Source organism: Amphritea sp. (assembly GCF_016744155.1).
Classification (GTDB): Bacteria; Pseudomonadota; Gammaproteobacteria; order Pseudomonadales; family Balneatricaceae; genus Amphritea.
This window is the reverse complement of sequence record NZ_JADGEW010000008.1, coordinates 1-16,419: the sequence shown is the minus strand read 5'-3', so window position 1 is coordinate 16,419 and position 16,419 is coordinate 1. Positions and strand designations below refer to the sequence as shown.

Genomic DNA, 16,419 nt, shown 5'->3' with positions numbered 1-16,419 from the left:
GGACTAGAGGCTCCCTCGCAAAATAGTCACCACTAGCTCTTCAAAGCTTTTACCCGCCTCTTTCGCCGCCATCGGCACCAGACTATGATCGGTCATACCCGGAAGCGTGTTCACTTCCAACAACTGAAAACCGCGCTGTTCATCCAACATCACATCAACCCGCCCCCAACCGCTACAACCGACCATTTCGAAAGCCTGCTCTGACAATTTCTTTAACTCAGATTCCTGATCTGCAGTCAGGCCATGGTCAAAGTGATACTGAGTATCGTTCGCCTGATATTTCGCATCAAAGTCATAGAATTCATGGGGCGTTTCCAAGCGAATAACCGGCAGAGCCGCTCCATCCAGTACAGCAACAGTAAACTCAGGCCCATTAATCCAGCTTTCTACTAATACCGCCCGGTCAAACTCTTGTGCATCTGTAATCGCCTGAGTTAATTCCAAACCATTAGTCACTTTGCTCATACCGATACTTGAGCCTTCGTGGGCAGGCTTAACGATCAGTGGGAAGCCAAGATCAAGTGCCAGTTGATTAAGATCAGTAGTCTCATTAGGTACCGCATAAATCGGTGTAGGCAGTCCTGCCGCCGCCCAAATCTGTTTGCACTTCACTTTATCCATGCCCAGTGCTGACGCCATCACACCACTGCCGGTATAGGGTTTACCCATAATTTCCAGCACCCCCTGGATAGTGCCATCTTCCCCACCACGTCCATGGAGAATCAGAAAAGCCCGATCAAAGTCAGCCTGCTGCAACTGTTGTAATGGGTCTGCATCATCACCGCAAAGGTCCACACCAAAAGCATCTACATTGGCTGCTTGCAGCCCACGCAACACTTCGGCGCCACTTTTCAGAGACACACTGCGCTCAGCTGAGGAGCCTCCGAATAGCACCGCTACCCGGCCGAATCGATTACGCTCTTGATCCGTTACTTTAAAAGCATTCATCAATTGACCTCCGACTCCGCTGTCAGATCAAGTTTAGAAAGTTCGTGTGCCAAGGCGGTAATATTGCCTGCTCCCTGCGTCAATACCAGATCACCGGGTTTCAGCAGATTTTTCAGCACACCTGGTACGGCATCAACCGATTCAACAAACACCGGATCAACACTACCGCGCTGACGAATACTGCGACACAAACTACGACTATCCGCTCCCGCTATCGGCTCCTCACCTGCCGCATAAACTTCCATCAGCAACAAGACATCGGCCTCAGATAGCACCTGAACAAAATCTTCATACAGATCACGGGTACGGGTATAACGGTGCGGCTGGTTAATCATGACTAAACGCTTATCCGGCCAGCCCTCTTTTACCGCACGGATGGTTGCCTGAACCTCTGTGGGGTGATGACCATAATCATCCACCAGCATCGCAGAACCACCCTCTACAGGGATGTCGCCTAATACCTGGAAGCGTCGACCAACACCCTCAAATTTCTTCAGAGCTGTGCAAATAGCTAAGTCATCTATACCTTCATCGGTCGCTACTGCAATTGTCGCCAAAGCATTCAACACATTGTGCCTGCCCGGCATATTTACAGTAACCTGCAGATCCGCTCGTCCATCAGGCCGCTTAACCGTAAAACTGGTTTGCATGCCATTCTGAACAATATTTTCAGCCCGGTAATCAGCCTCTTCATTAGTGCCATAAGTCACTATGGGTCGACCAACCTGAGGAATAATTTCTTTCACAACAGGGTTATCGGTACAAAGCACAGCCAGACCGTAGAATGGCAGATTGTGCAGAAAATCAACGAAAGTCTGTTTCAGTTTGCCAAAGTCGCCGCCGTAGGTATCCATATGATCGGCATCGATATTGGTAACGATAGCGACCATTGGTTGAAGATGTAGAAAGGAGGCATCACTTTCATCGGCTTCAGCCACCAGATAGCGGCTACTACCCAGTTTGGCATTAGTCCCGGCACTGTTTAGTCGACCTCCAATTACATAAGTGGGATCGAACTTTGCTTCAGCCATCACCGAAGCCAATAAACTGGTGGTGGTCGTCTTTCCATGGGTACCGGCCACGGCAATACCATGACGATAACGCATCAGTTCGGCGAGCATCTCAGCCCTACGGACTATGGGTATACGTCGCTCCCGGGCAGCACTCACCTCAGGATTTTCATTATTAACGGCTGTAGAGGTCACAACCACATTGGCTGCGGTAATATTGTCAGACGAATGCCCGATGAAAATTTCCGCCCCCATTTGCTCCAAACGATCGGTGGTCGCAGAGGCTCTGATATCAGAACCTGAGATCTGGTAACCCTGGTTCAGCAGTACTTCAGCAATACCGCACATGCCAACACCGCCAATACCAACAAAATGTATTCGACGGATTCGGCGCATCTCTGGCACGTCATAAATCGCAGTTGTATTTTCAGTCACTATTTCATTACCTCCAAACAGATCTCAGCAACGCGTCGGCTTGCTTCTGGCTGTCCTAACTGACGGGCTTTCACCGCCATGTTTAGAAGCACCTGCCGGTTATTCAACTGCTCTGTCAAAATATTTGTCAGACGGTTCCTATCCAACTCTTTTTGTTGAATCAGAATGGCCGCCCCGGCCTCAGCCAAATAGCGCGCATTACCTGTCTGATGGTCATCTACAGCAAACGGGAAAGGTACTAATACAGAAGCGACCCCCGCTATACTTAATTCACTTACCGTTAAAGCACCTGACCGGCACAGTACCAGGTCAGCCCAACCATAAGCTTCATCCATTCTTTCTATAAAAGGTACAACACGAATATTGTCTTTCCCCTCAAGCCCTGCATTCCGATAGCAGGTCTGGGTTTCAGCCAAGTTTCGTTTACCTACCTGGTGCAGCACTTCCAACTGGATACCCTCGGGCAGCCCTGCTAACACAACAGGCAACAACTCATTGATCGCTTTTGCCCCAAGACTACCCCCGACTACCAATAGTCGAAGAGCACCCTGACGATCAGTAAAACGTTGCTCCGGAGCGGGCAGATCAAGGATATTCCCCCGAACAGGGTTACCTACCACGGTGGTTTCAGTCTTGCCTCTGAACGCTCCACCAAAAGCCTCAAGTACTCGTCGAGCCATACGCGATAAGATCTTGTTAGTCATACCGGCATAAGCATTCTGCTCATGAACCACAACAGGCACACCGGTTAGCCATGCGGCCAGCCCACCCGGCCCGGAAGCAAAACCGCCCATGCCTAACACTGCATCGGGTTTTACACGTCTTAATACCTGATACGCCTGATATAACGCGTGCACTAGCTTAAAGGGTGCCAGCAGCAGGCTTAACTTACCCTTACCACGCAGCCCTTTGACATCAATACAGTGCAGTTTAATATCTGCCGCTGGCACGACATCCGCTTCAATACCTGCTGCGGTGCCTAACCACTCCACACCGACGCCCTGCTGACGCAAATAATCTGCAGTGGCCAACGCCGGAAACACATGCCCGCCGGTACCACCAGCCATAATAAGCACGGTGGATACAGGTGCTGCAGAAGAGCTAGTCATCTGAACCTCCTCCGCGAGTCTTTCGTTGTTTTTTTAATTTCACTGGCGCATTAACCGCGTCACGTTGCATCCGCTTTAACTCGTAATCCACACGCATCACTATCGCCAGCATTACACAGCTGACCACCAAACTACTGCCGCCATAACTCACCAAAGGTAGTGTCAGCCCTTTAGTCGGCAAAGCGCCTACATTCACGCCTATGTTTATCAACGCCTGCCCCGCCAACATGATGGCAAAACCATAAGAGATATAAGCCATAAAGAATTGTTGGAGCTTCTCTGCTCTGCGGCCGATATTAAACATACGTATCGCCAACAGGCCAAACAAACCAATCACCAGCAGTGCAAATACCAACCCCATCTCTTCAGCCAGCACTGAAAACACGAAATCTGTGTGCGCTTCGGGAAGATAAAACAGTTTCTGCACACTGTTCCCCAAGCCCGTACCAAACCACTCTCCCCGACCAAAAGCGATCTGTGCTTGTGCCAACTGATATCCTGATCCAAATGGATCAGCCCAGGGATCTAAAAAAGTCTTTAATCGCACCACCCGATAAGGCTGAAGTACGGCAAGCGACGGTATAACTACCGCACAACCAACCACAATCATAGCGAACTGGCTGAACTTCATTCCGCCTAAAAAAATCATTCCCATAATACTGCCAAGCAGCACTACAGCAGCTCCAAAATCTGGTTCAAGGATCAGCAAAAATAGAAAAAACGCCAGCGGTAACGCCGGTTTAGCTATTCCTTTCCAACTACTTCTTACTTCTGTCAGACGCCGAACAAGATAGCCCGCCAGATAGATTACCATGGCAAACTTTGCCACCTCTGACGCTTGTAAGTTTATAGGGCCCAACGAGATCCAGCGCACCGAACCGTTAATCTCCCGACCAACAATCAACACCAGTATTAACAACAAAAAACCTATCAGCAGTAACCAAGGCCCACTACGCTGCCAAAAACTAATAGGTATATTCAGAGCCACAATCGCCGCTGCCAGACCTATGAGTATAAAAACCCCGTGACGAATCATGTAAAAAAATGGATTACTATTGCGTACCGCTGCAACTTCAATAGATGCAGAGCTAATCATCACAAAACCAATCAGGATCAGACAGATTGCCGCCGTCAGTAACCATGGATCAAACGGCAAGACCTTTTGATTTAGGGTAACGGGAGCGGTAGCTGCGATACTCATATCGTCTCCACCGAATCGATGAAGGCATCACCCCGGGCCGGAAAACCACTAAACATATCAAAGCTGGCACAAGCAGGTGACAGTAAAACGATATCCCCTGGCTGCGCTAAATTCATCGCTTGCTTAACCGCATCCTGCATCGATGCAGCATACTGCCCATCCAGACAAGTCACCGCTTGATCTATCTGAACCGCATCCTCACCTATTAAGACCAGTGCTCGCCCGCTCTTTTGCATCGGCTTATTCAGATCACTAAAGTCGGCACCTTTACCCACACCACCCGCAATAAGCACAATCCGACTACCTGGGGTCTGGGTCGAGGCAAGACCATCGATTGCGGCAACCGTAGCACCAACATTGGTGCCTTTGCTGTCATTAAAGAAGGTAATCTCATGTTTATCAGCAACCCACTGACAACGGTGTTTCAAACCGGTAAAACCTTTCAAGGTTTCCAGCATCGAGCTCAGCGGTAGATTCACCGCCTCCCCCAGCGCCAGTGCCGCAAGAGCATTTACAAGGTTATGCTGCCCACGAACCTTAAGTTCATTGACTGACAATAGTGGCTGATTACCTTTAGCGAGATAGGTTTCACCCTGTTTTTCTAACAGCCCAAATTGATTCAGATCAGGCCGCCCCTTACCAAAGCTACTCACTTTCACGCCGGTGCTAACCAGTGGCGATGTAAGAGGGTCATCCCGGTTGATAACAACCCGACCTGCACCTTTAAAGATTCGATGTTTCGCCTGATAGTAAAGCTGAAGACTGTTGTTATATCGGTCAAGATGATCAGGACTAACATTCAACACGGTTGCGACGGTTGCTCTAAGGTCATTTACCGTCTCCAGCTGAAAGCTGGACAACTCAAGGACATAAAGCTGCTGCTCACCGGCACTCAGCATATCCAGTACCGGAGTCCCCAGGTTTCCACCAATACCGGTATCGATACCTGCATCCAGTGCCATCTGACCAACCAGTGTAGTGACGGTACTTTTGGCATTAGAGCCTGAGATAGCAACGATGGGCGCAGATACCGTCTGACAAAACAGATCAATATCGCCACTAAGCTTAACACCGGCAGCAACAGCCGCCTGTATTGCCGGCTGGTCTTTCGCCACACCGGGGCTCAGTAGAATTTCGCTGGCCCGACACAGCAGAGCTTCTTCTAATGCACCACAATGCAGATCAACATCAGGAAACTCAGACCGGATCTGTTCCAGATTCGGAGGCACATCACGGGTATCAACAAGCACAAACGACAAGCCTCGGCCAGCCAGGTAGCGGGCACAGGAAAGCCCAGTCTGACCCAGACCGATAATGATGCGCAGTTGATCCGTCGCTATCAGGCTCACATATGCTCCGTTAACGTATCTTAAGTGTCGCCAGTCCAATCAGGACCAGCACGACAGTAATAATCCAGAACCGAACGATAACGCGTGGTTCCGGCCAGCCTTTCAGCTCAAAGTGGTGATGCAACGGCGCCATTCTGAAGATGCGTCGCCCCGTCAGTTTGAATGATGCCACCTGAAGAATCACTGACACGGTTTCGATAACAAACACACCACCCATAATCATCAGCACCAGCTCCTGACGAACAATCACCGCAATGACACCCAGCGCAGCACCCAGCGCCAGCGCACCTACATCACCCATAAAGACTTGAGCGGGATAAGCGTTGAACCAGAGAAAGCCAAGGCCCGCTCCAACAATCGAACCACAGATAACGATCAACTCACCAGAACCCGCTATATAGGGAATGTGCAGGTATTCAGCAAAATTAACGTTACCCCCTAAATAGGCAAAGACGCCCAGCGCTCCCGCTACCAATACCGTTGGCAAAATAGCCAAACCGTCCAGGCCATCAGTCAGATTGACTGCATTCGATGTACCCACAATCACAAAGTAGGTAAAGACAATAAAGAACAAGCCCATCTCTATGGCTACATCTTTAAAAATAGGGATAATCAATTGGGTCTCAGCGGGTGATTGAGCTGTGACATAGAGCACTATCGCAGCCCCCAGCCCTCCCACTGATTGCCAGAAATACTTCCAACGTGCAGGAAGACCACGAGTGCTCTTCTCAATCACCATCCGGTAATCATCAACCCAGCCCACTGCTCCGAAAATAAAGGTAACTCCCAGAACAATCCAGATGTAACGGTTTGTCAGATCCGACCAGAGCAAGCTGCTGATCATAATCGCCAAAATAATCAGTGCGCCACCCATGGTTGGCGTGCCCGCTTTACTGAAGTGCGATTCCGGGCCGTCATTTCGTACCGTCTGTTTAATCTGTTTGCTTTTCAACTTACGAATCAGAGCAGGCCCCAAAAACAGGGAGATCGCCAGCGCAGTCAGTACACCAAAAATGCCACGTAGTGTGAGGTAACTGAAGACCGCAAAAAAACTGTTATATTCAGTCAGCCATTCCGCCAGAAGTAATAACATCAGTGGCTACCCCCATCAGTCGATTCTGTAACAGTTACGTTCATTTTTATAAGTTCGGTCACTATTTGGTCCATTCCTGCACTGCGAGATCCTTTCACCAGCAGATTTCTTCTATTTTTTGGTAACTGTCTAAGCGCACTCAGCAGTGTCGGTTTATCTTTAAAATTCTGGGATTGCTTGCCACCAGCAGCGGCAAAGCCCTCCACCGCCTCTTGGCTCATGACACCACAACAAAACAGGGCATCGACATTCTTAGCGGCCGCATACTCTCCAACATCGCGATGCTTCAATTCAGCACCCTCGCCCAGCTCACCCATATCACCCAGTACCAGTACCGACTCTCCCTGCAATTCAACAAGGGCATCAACTGCTGCTTTAACAGCATCAGGGTTAGCGTTGTAACTGTCATCGATCAACAGGGTTAATTCATCTAATTGAAACGGCCGCATTCGTCCTGCTGCACCCTGACACTGTCCAACGCCCTCTGCAGCAATCTGAGGATCACAACCATCCGCCAGCACTGCCGTCATTGCCGCCAGTGCATTAGCAATATTGTGCCGCCCCATCAGACCAAGGCTTACCGGATACTGGTAGCCCTCATAATTCATAGAGAACGCGTAGCAACCGTTATCCTGCAATTTAATATCAGTGGCATAGACAGAAGCCTGCTGATTAACCAACGAAAAGGTCATTACCGGCTGCTGTTGCAGCATTCCCAGCCACACTTGCACATGAGGGTCGTCCTGATTAACCACAGCGATACCATCTGCAGAAAGCCCCTCGAAAATTTCAGCCTTTGCCTGAACAACACCTTTAAGAGAGCCAAACCCTTCCAGATGCGCTCCCATGGCATTATTCAAAATAGCCACATCCGGCTTTGCCAGGTGGGTGCTATAAGCGATCTCATGAGCTCCACTTGCCCCCATCTCAATCACAGCGAATTGATCACCTGTTGACAGCCTTAGTAGCGTCAGTGGTACACCGATGTCATTATTTAGATTCCCTTGGGTCGCTAATGTCTGGCCACGCAGTTGATTGATCGACGCCAGCATCTCTTTCACGGTCGTCTTGCCACTGCTACCGGTCACAGCAAACAGTGCACCCTCAAACCGATTGCGGTTATAAGCGGCAATATTCCCCAACGCCATTCGGGTATTACTCACAACTAACTGTGGAACATCGACATCAACTTCACGTTCGACCACTACCGCAACAGCACCATCCACTACTGCCTGGGAGACAAAATTATGGGCATCAAAATTATCGCCCCGTAGCGCGATAAACAGATCACCTGCCTGTATATTTCGAGTATCAGTACTAACGCCCAATACTTCACAGCTTCCACCAATCAAACGAGCGGATAGCGCAGGCGCAAGCTCACTTAGATTAAACGGGCCATTCATTGTGCGGTTCCTTTTTCTCCAGAATTCTCAGCAGATAAATCCAAGGCATTAAGGGCAACCTCCAGATCATCAAACGGCATTTTCACCCCTTGTATATCCTGATAATTCTCATGCCCTTTTCCAGCAATCAGTAAAATATCTTGCGGTGTTAATTCAGCAATGACTGTTTTAATCGCCATAGCGCGATCGGCATCACTCAGAACCCGATCCGCATTACGAAAGCCACTCATGATCATCGCAATAATCTGCTGAGGGTCTTCGGTACGCGGGTTATCGCTGGTAACCATAACCCGATCGGCAAACTTCTCCGCGACGGCAGCCATCTGGATGCGTTTTCCAGTATCCCTATCACCGCCACAGCCAAAAACGCACCAGAGTTGACCCTGACAATGGGTCCGAAGAGCTTCCAGAGCTTTTTCCAATGCATCGGGTGTATGGGCATAATCAACAACAACCAAAGGCTGATCTGGAGAGACCCGTTGCATACGCCCGGGAACCGCTGTTATTTGACGCAACGCCGCATCAATTTGATCCATAGAGCAGCCCAGCCGCTCAGTGATCGCAATCGTCAGTAACAGATTACTCAAATTGAATCGGCCGATAAGACCCGCTTCTAATACAAAGGTTCCCTGCGGCATAGCAATTTGAGCTTTAATTCCTGTTGCTGAAAGCGTTACTTCATCTGCCCAAACTTTAACCCCTTCCGATTCACCAAAACTGATACGCTCCTGACCATCCTTCAAAGCCAGTATTCGGGCACCATACTCATCATCAGCATTAATCACCTGATGATCTATCTCCATATCACAAAACAGACGGGCTTTAGCTGCACCGTAAGTTTCCATATCGCCGTGGTAATCCAGATGATCCCGGGACAGATTTGTAAAACCCGCTGCATCAAAGTGAACCCCACTCACACGCTGCTGATCTAACGCATGACTGGACACTTCCATTACCACTACCGTAGCGCCCTGATGCTTTAAATCCGCCAACATTTTGTGCAGCTGAATCGCATCCGGAGTGGTATGGGTTGCGTCATTTAATTGACCCAGCAAACCGTTACCCACAGTGCCAATCAACCCACAGGTTTCGCCGCAGAACTCCAATACCTGCGCAATGTAATGAGCACATGAAGTCTTACCGTTAGTACCGGTTACACCTACAACGCGCATATTAAGGGAAGGTTTACCATAGAAACGTGAAGCGACCCCGCCGATCAGTGCAGCCACATCTGGCACACCAATCAGCGGAATGGTCACGTTAATAGAGTCCGCTGCAGCCAGCGCTACGTCATCAACGATCGCAGCAACTGCCCCTTCTGCTGCAGCGGAGCAAACAAAATCGATTCCTTTATGGCTTACACCATCACGGGCGAAAAACAGATCCCCCGGTTTTACTAAACGACTGTCCTGACAGATCCCGGAGACCTTAATTTCAGCCAGGTCACTCTGAGCTAACTGTGGCAGCAACTCAGCCAGAGAAAAACAGTCAGTACTCACTTCATCACCATCTGTGATGAAGCTGGCTGCCAGTTATCCGGTGCCACATTCAGCATTCGCAACGCACCACCGACAACCCGGGAAAAAACCGGCGCAGCTACCTCACCACCGTAATATTCCTGCCCTTTCGGGTTATCCACCATCACTACAGCGATGACCTCCGGATTCTCTACTGGAGCAACACCTGCAAAAACGGCAACATAGCGATCATCAGCATAACCGCCATTGCTGGCTTTATGTGAGGTCCCGGTCTTACCTGCAACACGGTAACCATCGATTGCCGCCTGGCGTCCCGTACCACCCGACCCTGTCACCGTTTCCATCATTCGCAGAACACTCTCAGCAATCTCTTTCGGCATCACCCGCGTAGCCTTCTCAGGGCGATCCAATTTCAACAAAGAGACAGGCCGCATGAGCCCTCCAGTAGCAAACGGCATATAAGCCTGCGCTAACTGAAGCGGAGTGACAGAGATCCCATATCCATAAGACATGGTCGCCCGCTCAACGGTACGTTTCTTTGAATAATAAGGTAGTACACCGGTCTGCTCTCCAGGAAATCCGGTGCCCGGCGCCTGTCCTAACCCTAAATTCTGCATCGTGTTTCGCACGGCATCTTCGTGCATACTCAAAGCGAGTTTAGTCACTCCGACATTACTGGATTTGGTAATAATTCGGCCAATATTCAGCTTGCCGTAATTACGATGATCACGAATAGTTTTACTACGTACCCGCATATAGCCTGGCGATGTATCAATAACGCTATCCAGAGTGTATTGGCCACTCATTAGCGCTGTAGCCACAGTAATAGGTTTCATGGTTGAACCTGGCTCAAAAGTGTCGGTGACTGCCCGGTTTCTCAACGCCTTCATACCATCCCCAAGATTGCTACGATCATTAGGGTTATAAGAAGGCTGATTTACCATCGCCAGCACTTCACCGGTATGCGCATCGATCACGACCACTGCGCCTGAGTCTGCCTTGTGCGCTTGCACCGCCGCTTTTAACTCTCGATAAGCCAGATACTGTAGACGCAAATCGATACTCAATTGAATATCACGTCCCTGAGTCATCGGCTCTAGTTCACGAATATGCTTAACAGTTCGTCCTAGCAGGTCCCGCATCACCAGCTTCTTCCCAGGAATACCCTGCAACCAGTCCTGAAAGGCCAATTCAATCCCTTCCTGCCCCTTACCATCTACATTGGTAAAGCCAACCAGATGAGTGGCTACTTCTGCAGCTGGATAGAATCGTTTGTACTCACGATCAACATAGACTCCGGGCATTTCCAGCTCTTCAACCTGGGCTGCTTGTATCGGTGTCATCTGGCGCTTCAGATAAATAAATTGCTTACTTTGAAAACGTGAAACCCGCTTAAGCAAGGCTGTTTTATCGGTTCCCAGCAACGCTGCCAGCTTATTGATCGACCCATTCTGCCGATCAAACTCTTTTGGGTTCATCCATACGGTCGATACTGGAGCACTCACAGACAAAGGCTGACCATTCCGGTCACTAATCATTCCCCGGTGAGCGGGTATCACTGCGGTACGTAGAATCCGAGCATCTCCCTGTCGCTTCAGAAATGCATGTTCCTGGACATTCAGTGAGAGCATCTTGGTGGCAACCGCCCCTGCTATCAGAAATAGCAAACCAAAGACCAGCCATAAGCGCCACCCCCTGGCCGCACGAGCTTGTAACCCCTGCTCATCGCTCATCTCTGATCACCTCTACCTGTTCAGGAATACGCATTCCTAAACGCTTAATTGCTACTGACTCCACCCGGTTATTGGCGGCCAGCGCTCCTTGTTCCAGTAGCAGCTGCCCCCATTCAACCTGAAGCTCATCCCACTGCTGTACCAATTCTTGTTGCTGATTGAACAGCAATCGATACTGATGTGCCGACCAGATAACCATCAAAGCAGAAAGCACAACACAAGCAACGATGCTTATCAGCACTAAACCCGGCCTTACCAGTTCAACGGGCTTTATCAGCTCGCCAATCTGCGGTTCATCTTCTGCCTTCAGCCATCCTGGCAGTGGCACACTCAGTTTCATCGTATTTTTTTCGCTGCCCGCATGACGGCGCTTCGAGAGCGTGGATTTTCAGAAACCTCATCACGCCCGGCTTTCACCGCTTTGCCTACGGCTTTCATACGAATTTTCAACATATCATTGGTTACCGGAATACCTAGCGGTAGATGATCATCGCCTTTTACGTGCTTGCGAATAAACCGTTTAACGATGCGGTCTTCCAGCGAGTGAAAGCTGATAACGACCAAATGACCACCAGGCTTTAGCATATCCAGCGCCTGATCAAGGCAATCTTCAAGATCTTCTAATTCACGGTTTATAAAAATCCGAATACCCTGAAACGCACGGGTCGCCGGATTTTTACCCTTCTCCCAAGCAGGATTCGCTTCAGTAATAATCTTCGCCAGACGTCCCGTTGTTACAATGGGCTCCAGCTCACGTTCCTTAACGATAGCTTTGGCCATTCGTCTGGAATGGCGTTCTTCACCGTAGGTATACATCACATCAGCGATCTCTTTCTCACTGGCGCGGGCCAACCATTCAGCTGCACTGTCACCTACATCAGGATTCATTCGCATATCCAGCGGTCCATCAGACATAAAACTAAAGCCGCGACTCGGGTCATCTAACTGGGGAGATGAAACACCCAGGTCTAACAACACACCGTCAACCTGCCCGGCAAGTTCACGCCGACGTACAAATTCTTCTAACTGTGCAAATGAACCCCGTTCAATACTAAAACGCGGCTCATCAGCAAAACGCTCTGCTGCGCAGGCAATCGCCTCGGGGTCTTTATCGATCCCCATCAGGTGGCCCTTCTCTGCCAGCCGACTCAACACCAAGGCTGAGTGGCCACCACGACCAAAGGTGCCATCGATATAAAACCCTTCAGGGTCACCGACCAGGGTATCCACAGCCTCATTCAGCATAACTGTGATATGTTGTAACTCTGCACTCATGTGCGTTAACCCCTGTCGGTTTAAAGTGATAAATTCTGTAATTCTTCTGGCAACTCAGCGCCACCAGAGGCTTCCGCCAAATACTCTTCACGGGTCGCCAACCAGCGCTCCTCGCTCCAGATTTCAAACTTGTTTCCTTGCCCCAGCAGGACAATTTCTTTACTTAACTCGGCATATTCACGTAGCGGCGCAGGAAGTAGAAGTCTGCCGTTACCATCCATATTAAGGTCGGTCGCATGACCAATCAGCAATCGCTGTATACGACGGGCTGCAGGATTAAAACTGGGTAGCGCCTCAATCTTTTCCTGAATTTCTTCCCATTCAGCAAGCGGGTACAGCAGTAGGCAGCGTTCTTCAGTATCAATCGTCGCCACCAACTCTCCACAGCAGAGCTCCGTGATCTTGTCACGGTAGCGTGCCGGTACGGCCATACGGCCTTTGGCATCAAGATTGATTGGGCTAACCCCTCGAAACACTGAAAAAACCTCCTCGCTAAACCAATTTAACCCACATTTACCCACATTTACCCACTACTACACACTATAGAAATTAACCCCCTCATTTGCAAGGCCGAAAGCGCTATGGAAAGCACCAAAATGGGAAGGATTATTAGCCTGACAAATACAGAAATTGGAATTAACTAGGAAGTCGGAAAAAAGCGCATGATTAACAGAGAGTTAAAAAAAGACCAGAGTCAGCGTTATAACAAGCAGTCACAGCTTAGATGAAAAAATATATTCACCTTCACCAACGCAACCTAACCTTGACGTGTAACGAAAATGGGTAATTCCAAATTGAATAAGAGACATAGCTCTCAGATTAGCTTTGAATAGTTTGAAGTGTTGCCGCAAATCCCTACAGAGTGATAGAAGCTTTGTACCAGCTTAAGTACCGTAGCGAAGAGCCCCTAAAAACCCATCCGCAACCAATTGAAAAAACGAGAGAATTAGTTGTAGAGCTCACCGATAAGCCCTGAGTTTTTTTGAAGAGCCCTCGTGAACAATCATTCATCTAAGCTCTGCGTCTCCACAGGCCTCGAGCGACCTACCCGAATCCGATATGAGCCATACCTTCGGGGATTCCTATTTGGTCTTGCTCCAGAACTCTTCCATAGTACCCAGAAGGTAACGGCATAATGCCTCTATTAAAATCTGGCGCCATTCTGTACCAGTTTATGTACCAAGACAAGCGGCATATTCTCATCACTCACAGAAAAGAAGGTAAGCCATCTAATAAGTCTTTGCATATAAAAACAGAACTATGAGAAGGAAACTCCACCAGCAAGTAATGAAAAGATTCTATAGCCGCAAACCGCTTACCTTCGGGCCATCGAGCACATCACATACTCAAAAATGGTACACCAAAGATAATAATTGAGAGCACCGACATCTAGATACTTGATCATACGCAAGCAGCGTCACTTAGTTGCGACTTGTACTTTAAAGGTGTGGACTTAGAACCCCTTGAGGAAGCCTTAAGTATTATTTCGGTCGGTAAGGGTCGACTCTAGACCAAACCAGCCAATACACCCGAAGCCCAACTTAGCACAAGCCCTAAACAAGCAGTTAAGCTTATACAAAGATTGGACTTATTGGCATATTTTCCAAATTTGACTAAATAAAAACCCGTCACAAGGACGGGTCTATTAAGCAGGTTATCAAGAACACTATGCTGCTTTCTTTTTTAATTTTCTAAAGCCAGCAAAACCGACTAGAGCCGAACCAAACAACCAAGCCGCGGCTGGCACAGGAACGGGACTAAGCTGCTCTTCAGTAATACCCGCATATAAGACATTACTTTGGGAAAAGTTATAAAAACCAAATGCACCATCATTGAAAGAGGACAGGCCAAGTGCAGATGCTGCTGCCGAGATTTCCAAGTTACCATTAACATAAACTTCGATAAGGCTGGAAGTAAACACCAAGTCAAACAAGTACGAAGTATTATCCGCCCAACCAGTAGTGCCCAAATTAGCACCTCGTGCAACTTCCGTCACATCACCGCTGTGCCCCCAAGCCTCTGTCGTGGACAAAGCGCCAGTTACATGTGACAAAGCTAAACCCTTTGAAGCGCTTGCACTAAATGCGGACTGATTACCCTGTTTCCAATCAATGAGCCAGAAATCTGTATTTGTACCTGAAATCTCGCCAGTATCATAACCCAACACAAAACCGATAAAATCATCATCTGAGGTGGTTTCTACTTTGATAGAGCCGGATAAAGCATTGCCTTGATCGTTGCTGCCAGCCTTGTAAAAAACAGTAGGGTTGCCATTGGTAGTTTGCTTTACAGCATCATTTCCTGGTTGAACCGTCCAAGTTCCGCTACTAGCGATATTGGCGTCTTCTCCCCAACCAGTTAAATCAACTGCACCAGCGAAAGCAGTTTGGGTAACAAGGGTCAACGAAGCGATTGATATTATTTTTTTTAAACTCATGCAACACCTTCTCAACAAGAAATTAGTATCTTACTTTAAATAATAAAGCAAAAAACATTCCTACAAAAACAAAGTCAAACTAATACAGATAGTTATAGAATCCGCATCTTTGTTATATAAAAAGCTTCAGCTTTTGGTGTAATCAATGTCGACACATACACTTACATGAAACACCACCACTGTTAAATTTCCCGACACTCGAAGCTTTAAGCAAAACTATGCACTGGTAGCGCCTCGGACTAGACAAAACACTGTTGCATTCAAAAACCTGCCAGCCATTCAAGCGAGTCTGCGCGAAGGCTTCTCTTACCCTCAGTAGGCAACGGAGGACACAACTTTCTAATATGAGTTGGAGTAACGTAACGGAAGTAATAAGTATTGCCACGCAGGACAACGAAGGGATGAGAGTTTTGTACCTGTTTATTCACCATAGCGAAAAGACCCTCAACAAGCCATCCTTAACCTGTTGAAAAAACTATGGAATTAGCTGTAGAACTCGCCGACAAGCCCTGAGCTTTTTGAAGAGCTGTCGTGGACAATCATTCATCTAAGGCTTAATACCTTCGATAAGCAATCCATTGAGGGCATTTTAAGAATTAGTTTTAGGATTCGCTGATAAGCCCTGAGTTTTTTTGAAGAGCCGCCGTGGACAATCATTCATCCAGAGCTTGATACCTTCAACACTTCATCCATTGAAGATATTTTAAGAATTAGTTGTAGAGCTCGCTGATAAGCCCTGATTTTTTTGAAGAGTTGTCGTGGGCAATCATTCATCTAAGTCTTAATACCTTCAATCTGTAATCCACTGAAGATACTGTAAAATTTGGTGTAGAGCTCGCCGATAAGCCCTGAGTTTTTTTGAAGAGTTGTCGTGGGCAATCATTCATCTAAGTCTTAATACCTTCAATCAGTAATCCACTGAAGATATTTTAATAATTAGCTGTAGAT

The 16,419-nt window shown here is 48.3% G+C and carries 13 protein-coding genes; all 13 read right to left on the bottom strand.

Annotated features, from left to right (window positions below; genetic code table 11):
- Nucleotides 1-3: 3 nt before the first annotated feature.
- Nucleotides 4-948, bottom strand: a complete 945-nt coding sequence (locus QZZ54_RS08590; protein ID WP_290701626.1) for a D-alanine--D-alanine ligase — start codon at nucleotides 946-948, stop codon at nucleotides 4-6.
- Nucleotides 948-2,354, bottom strand: a complete 1,407-nt coding sequence (murC, locus tag QZZ54_RS08585; protein ID WP_290701982.1) for a UDP-N-acetylmuramate--L-alanine ligase — start codon at nucleotides 2,352-2,354, stop codon at nucleotides 948-950. The genes QZZ54_RS08590 and murC overlap by 1 nt, the downstream gene beginning before the upstream one ends.
- A 38-nt stretch (nucleotides 2,355-2,392) precedes the next feature.
- Entirely contained in the window at nucleotides 2,393-3,502 is a 1,110-nt protein-coding gene (gene murG / locus QZZ54_RS08580; protein WP_290701623.1) for an undecaprenyldiphospho-muramoylpentapeptide beta-N-acetylglucosaminyltransferase, read from the bottom strand.
- Nucleotides 3,495-4,703: a putative lipid II flippase FtsW gene (gene ftsW / locus QZZ54_RS08575; RefSeq protein ID WP_290701620.1), complete on the bottom strand. Its 1,209-nt coding sequence runs from the start codon at nucleotides 4,701-4,703 to the stop codon at nucleotides 3,495-3,497. Before ftsW ends, murG begins: the two co-directional genes overlap by 8 nt.
- The gene (murD, locus tag QZZ54_RS08570) at nucleotides 4,700-6,052 is read right to left on the bottom strand and encodes a UDP-N-acetylmuramoyl-L-alanine--D-glutamate ligase (protein WP_290701617.1); all 1,353 of its coding nucleotides are present in this window, start codon (nucleotides 6,050-6,052) and stop codon (nucleotides 4,700-4,702) included. Before murD ends, ftsW begins: the two co-directional genes overlap by 4 nt.
- A gap of 10 nt (nucleotides 6,053-6,062) precedes the next feature.
- Entirely contained in the window at nucleotides 6,063-7,145 is a 1,083-nt protein-coding gene (gene mraY, locus QZZ54_RS08565; protein ID WP_290701614.1) for a phospho-N-acetylmuramoyl-pentapeptide-transferase, read from the bottom strand.
- Complete coding sequence (murF, locus tag QZZ54_RS08560) at nucleotides 7,145-8,548, bottom strand: UDP-N-acetylmuramoyl-tripeptide--D-alanyl-D-alanine ligase (protein WP_290701611.1); 1,404 nt, start codon at nucleotides 8,546-8,548, stop codon at nucleotides 7,145-7,147. Before murF ends, mraY begins: the two co-directional genes overlap by 1 nt.
- Nucleotides 8,545-10,047, bottom strand: coding sequence for a UDP-N-acetylmuramoyl-L-alanyl-D-glutamate--2,6-diaminopimelate ligase (locus tag QZZ54_RS08555; RefSeq protein WP_290701608.1), 1,503 nt, complete (start codon nucleotides 10,045-10,047; stop codon nucleotides 8,545-8,547). The genes murF and QZZ54_RS08555 overlap by 4 nt, the downstream gene beginning before the upstream one ends.
- A complete protein-coding gene (locus tag QZZ54_RS08550) occupies nucleotides 10,044-11,759 on the bottom strand; it encodes a penicillin-binding transpeptidase domain-containing protein (protein WP_290701605.1) in 1,716 nt (571 codons plus the stop codon). The genes QZZ54_RS08555 and QZZ54_RS08550 overlap by 4 nt, the downstream gene beginning before the upstream one ends.
- On the bottom strand, nucleotides 11,749-12,099 hold the full coding sequence (gene ftsL, locus QZZ54_RS08545; protein WP_290701603.1) for a cell division protein FtsL: 351 nt from the start codon (nucleotides 12,097-12,099) through the stop codon (nucleotides 11,749-11,751). Before ftsL ends, QZZ54_RS08550 begins: the two co-directional genes overlap by 11 nt.
- A complete protein-coding gene (gene rsmH, locus QZZ54_RS08540) occupies nucleotides 12,096-13,034 on the bottom strand; it encodes a 16S rRNA (cytosine(1402)-N(4))-methyltransferase RsmH (RefSeq protein ID WP_290701600.1) in 939 nt (312 codons plus the stop codon). Before rsmH ends, ftsL begins: the two co-directional genes overlap by 4 nt.
- A gap of 20 nt (nucleotides 13,035-13,054) precedes the next feature.
- Complete coding sequence (mraZ, locus tag QZZ54_RS08535; RefSeq protein ID WP_290701597.1) at nucleotides 13,055-13,510, bottom strand: division/cell wall cluster transcriptional repressor MraZ; 456 nt, start codon at nucleotides 13,508-13,510, stop codon at nucleotides 13,055-13,057.
- A 1,190-nt stretch (nucleotides 13,511-14,700) separates the two neighbouring features.
- The gene (locus QZZ54_RS08530; protein ID WP_290701595.1) at nucleotides 14,701-15,471 is read right to left on the bottom strand and encodes a hypothetical protein; all 771 of its coding nucleotides are present in this window, start codon (nucleotides 15,469-15,471) and stop codon (nucleotides 14,701-14,703) included.
- Nucleotides 15,472-16,419 lie beyond the last annotated feature (948 nt).

Coding starts and splice junctions, on each gene's coding strand:
- QZZ54_RS08590 (WP_290701626.1), bottom strand. CDS start 948: ATGAATGCTTTTAAAGTAACGGATCAAGAGCGTAATCGATTCGGCCGG.
- murC (WP_290701982.1), bottom strand. CDS start 2,354: ATGCGCCGAATCCGTCGAATACATTTTGTTGGTATTGGCGGTGTTGGC.
- murG (WP_290701623.1), bottom strand. CDS start 3,502: ATGACTAGCTCTTCTGCAGCACCTGTATCCACCGTGCTTATTATGGCT.
- ftsW (WP_290701620.1), bottom strand. CDS start 4,703: ATGAGTATCGCAGCTACCGCTCCCGTTACCCTAAATCAAAAGGTCTTG.
- mraY (WP_290701614.1), bottom strand. CDS start 7,145: ATGTTATTACTTCTGGCGGAATGGCTGACTGAATATAACAGTTTTTTT.
- murF (WP_290701611.1), bottom strand. CDS start 8,548: ATGAATGGCCCGTTTAATCTAAGTGAGCTTGCGCCTGCGCTATCCGCT.
- QZZ54_RS08550 (WP_290701605.1), bottom strand. CDS start 11,759: ATGAGCGATGAGCAGGGGTTACAAGCTCGTGCGGCCAGGGGGTGGCGC.
- ftsL (WP_290701603.1), bottom strand. CDS start 12,099: ATGAAACTGAGTGTGCCACTGCCAGGATGGCTGAAGGCAGAAGATGAA.
- rsmH (WP_290701600.1), bottom strand. CDS start 13,034: ATGAGTGCAGAGTTACAACATATCACAGTTATGCTGAATGAGGCTGTG.
- QZZ54_RS08530 (WP_290701595.1), bottom strand. CDS start 15,471: ATGAGTTTAAAAAAAATAATATCAATCGCTTCGTTGACCCTTGTTACC.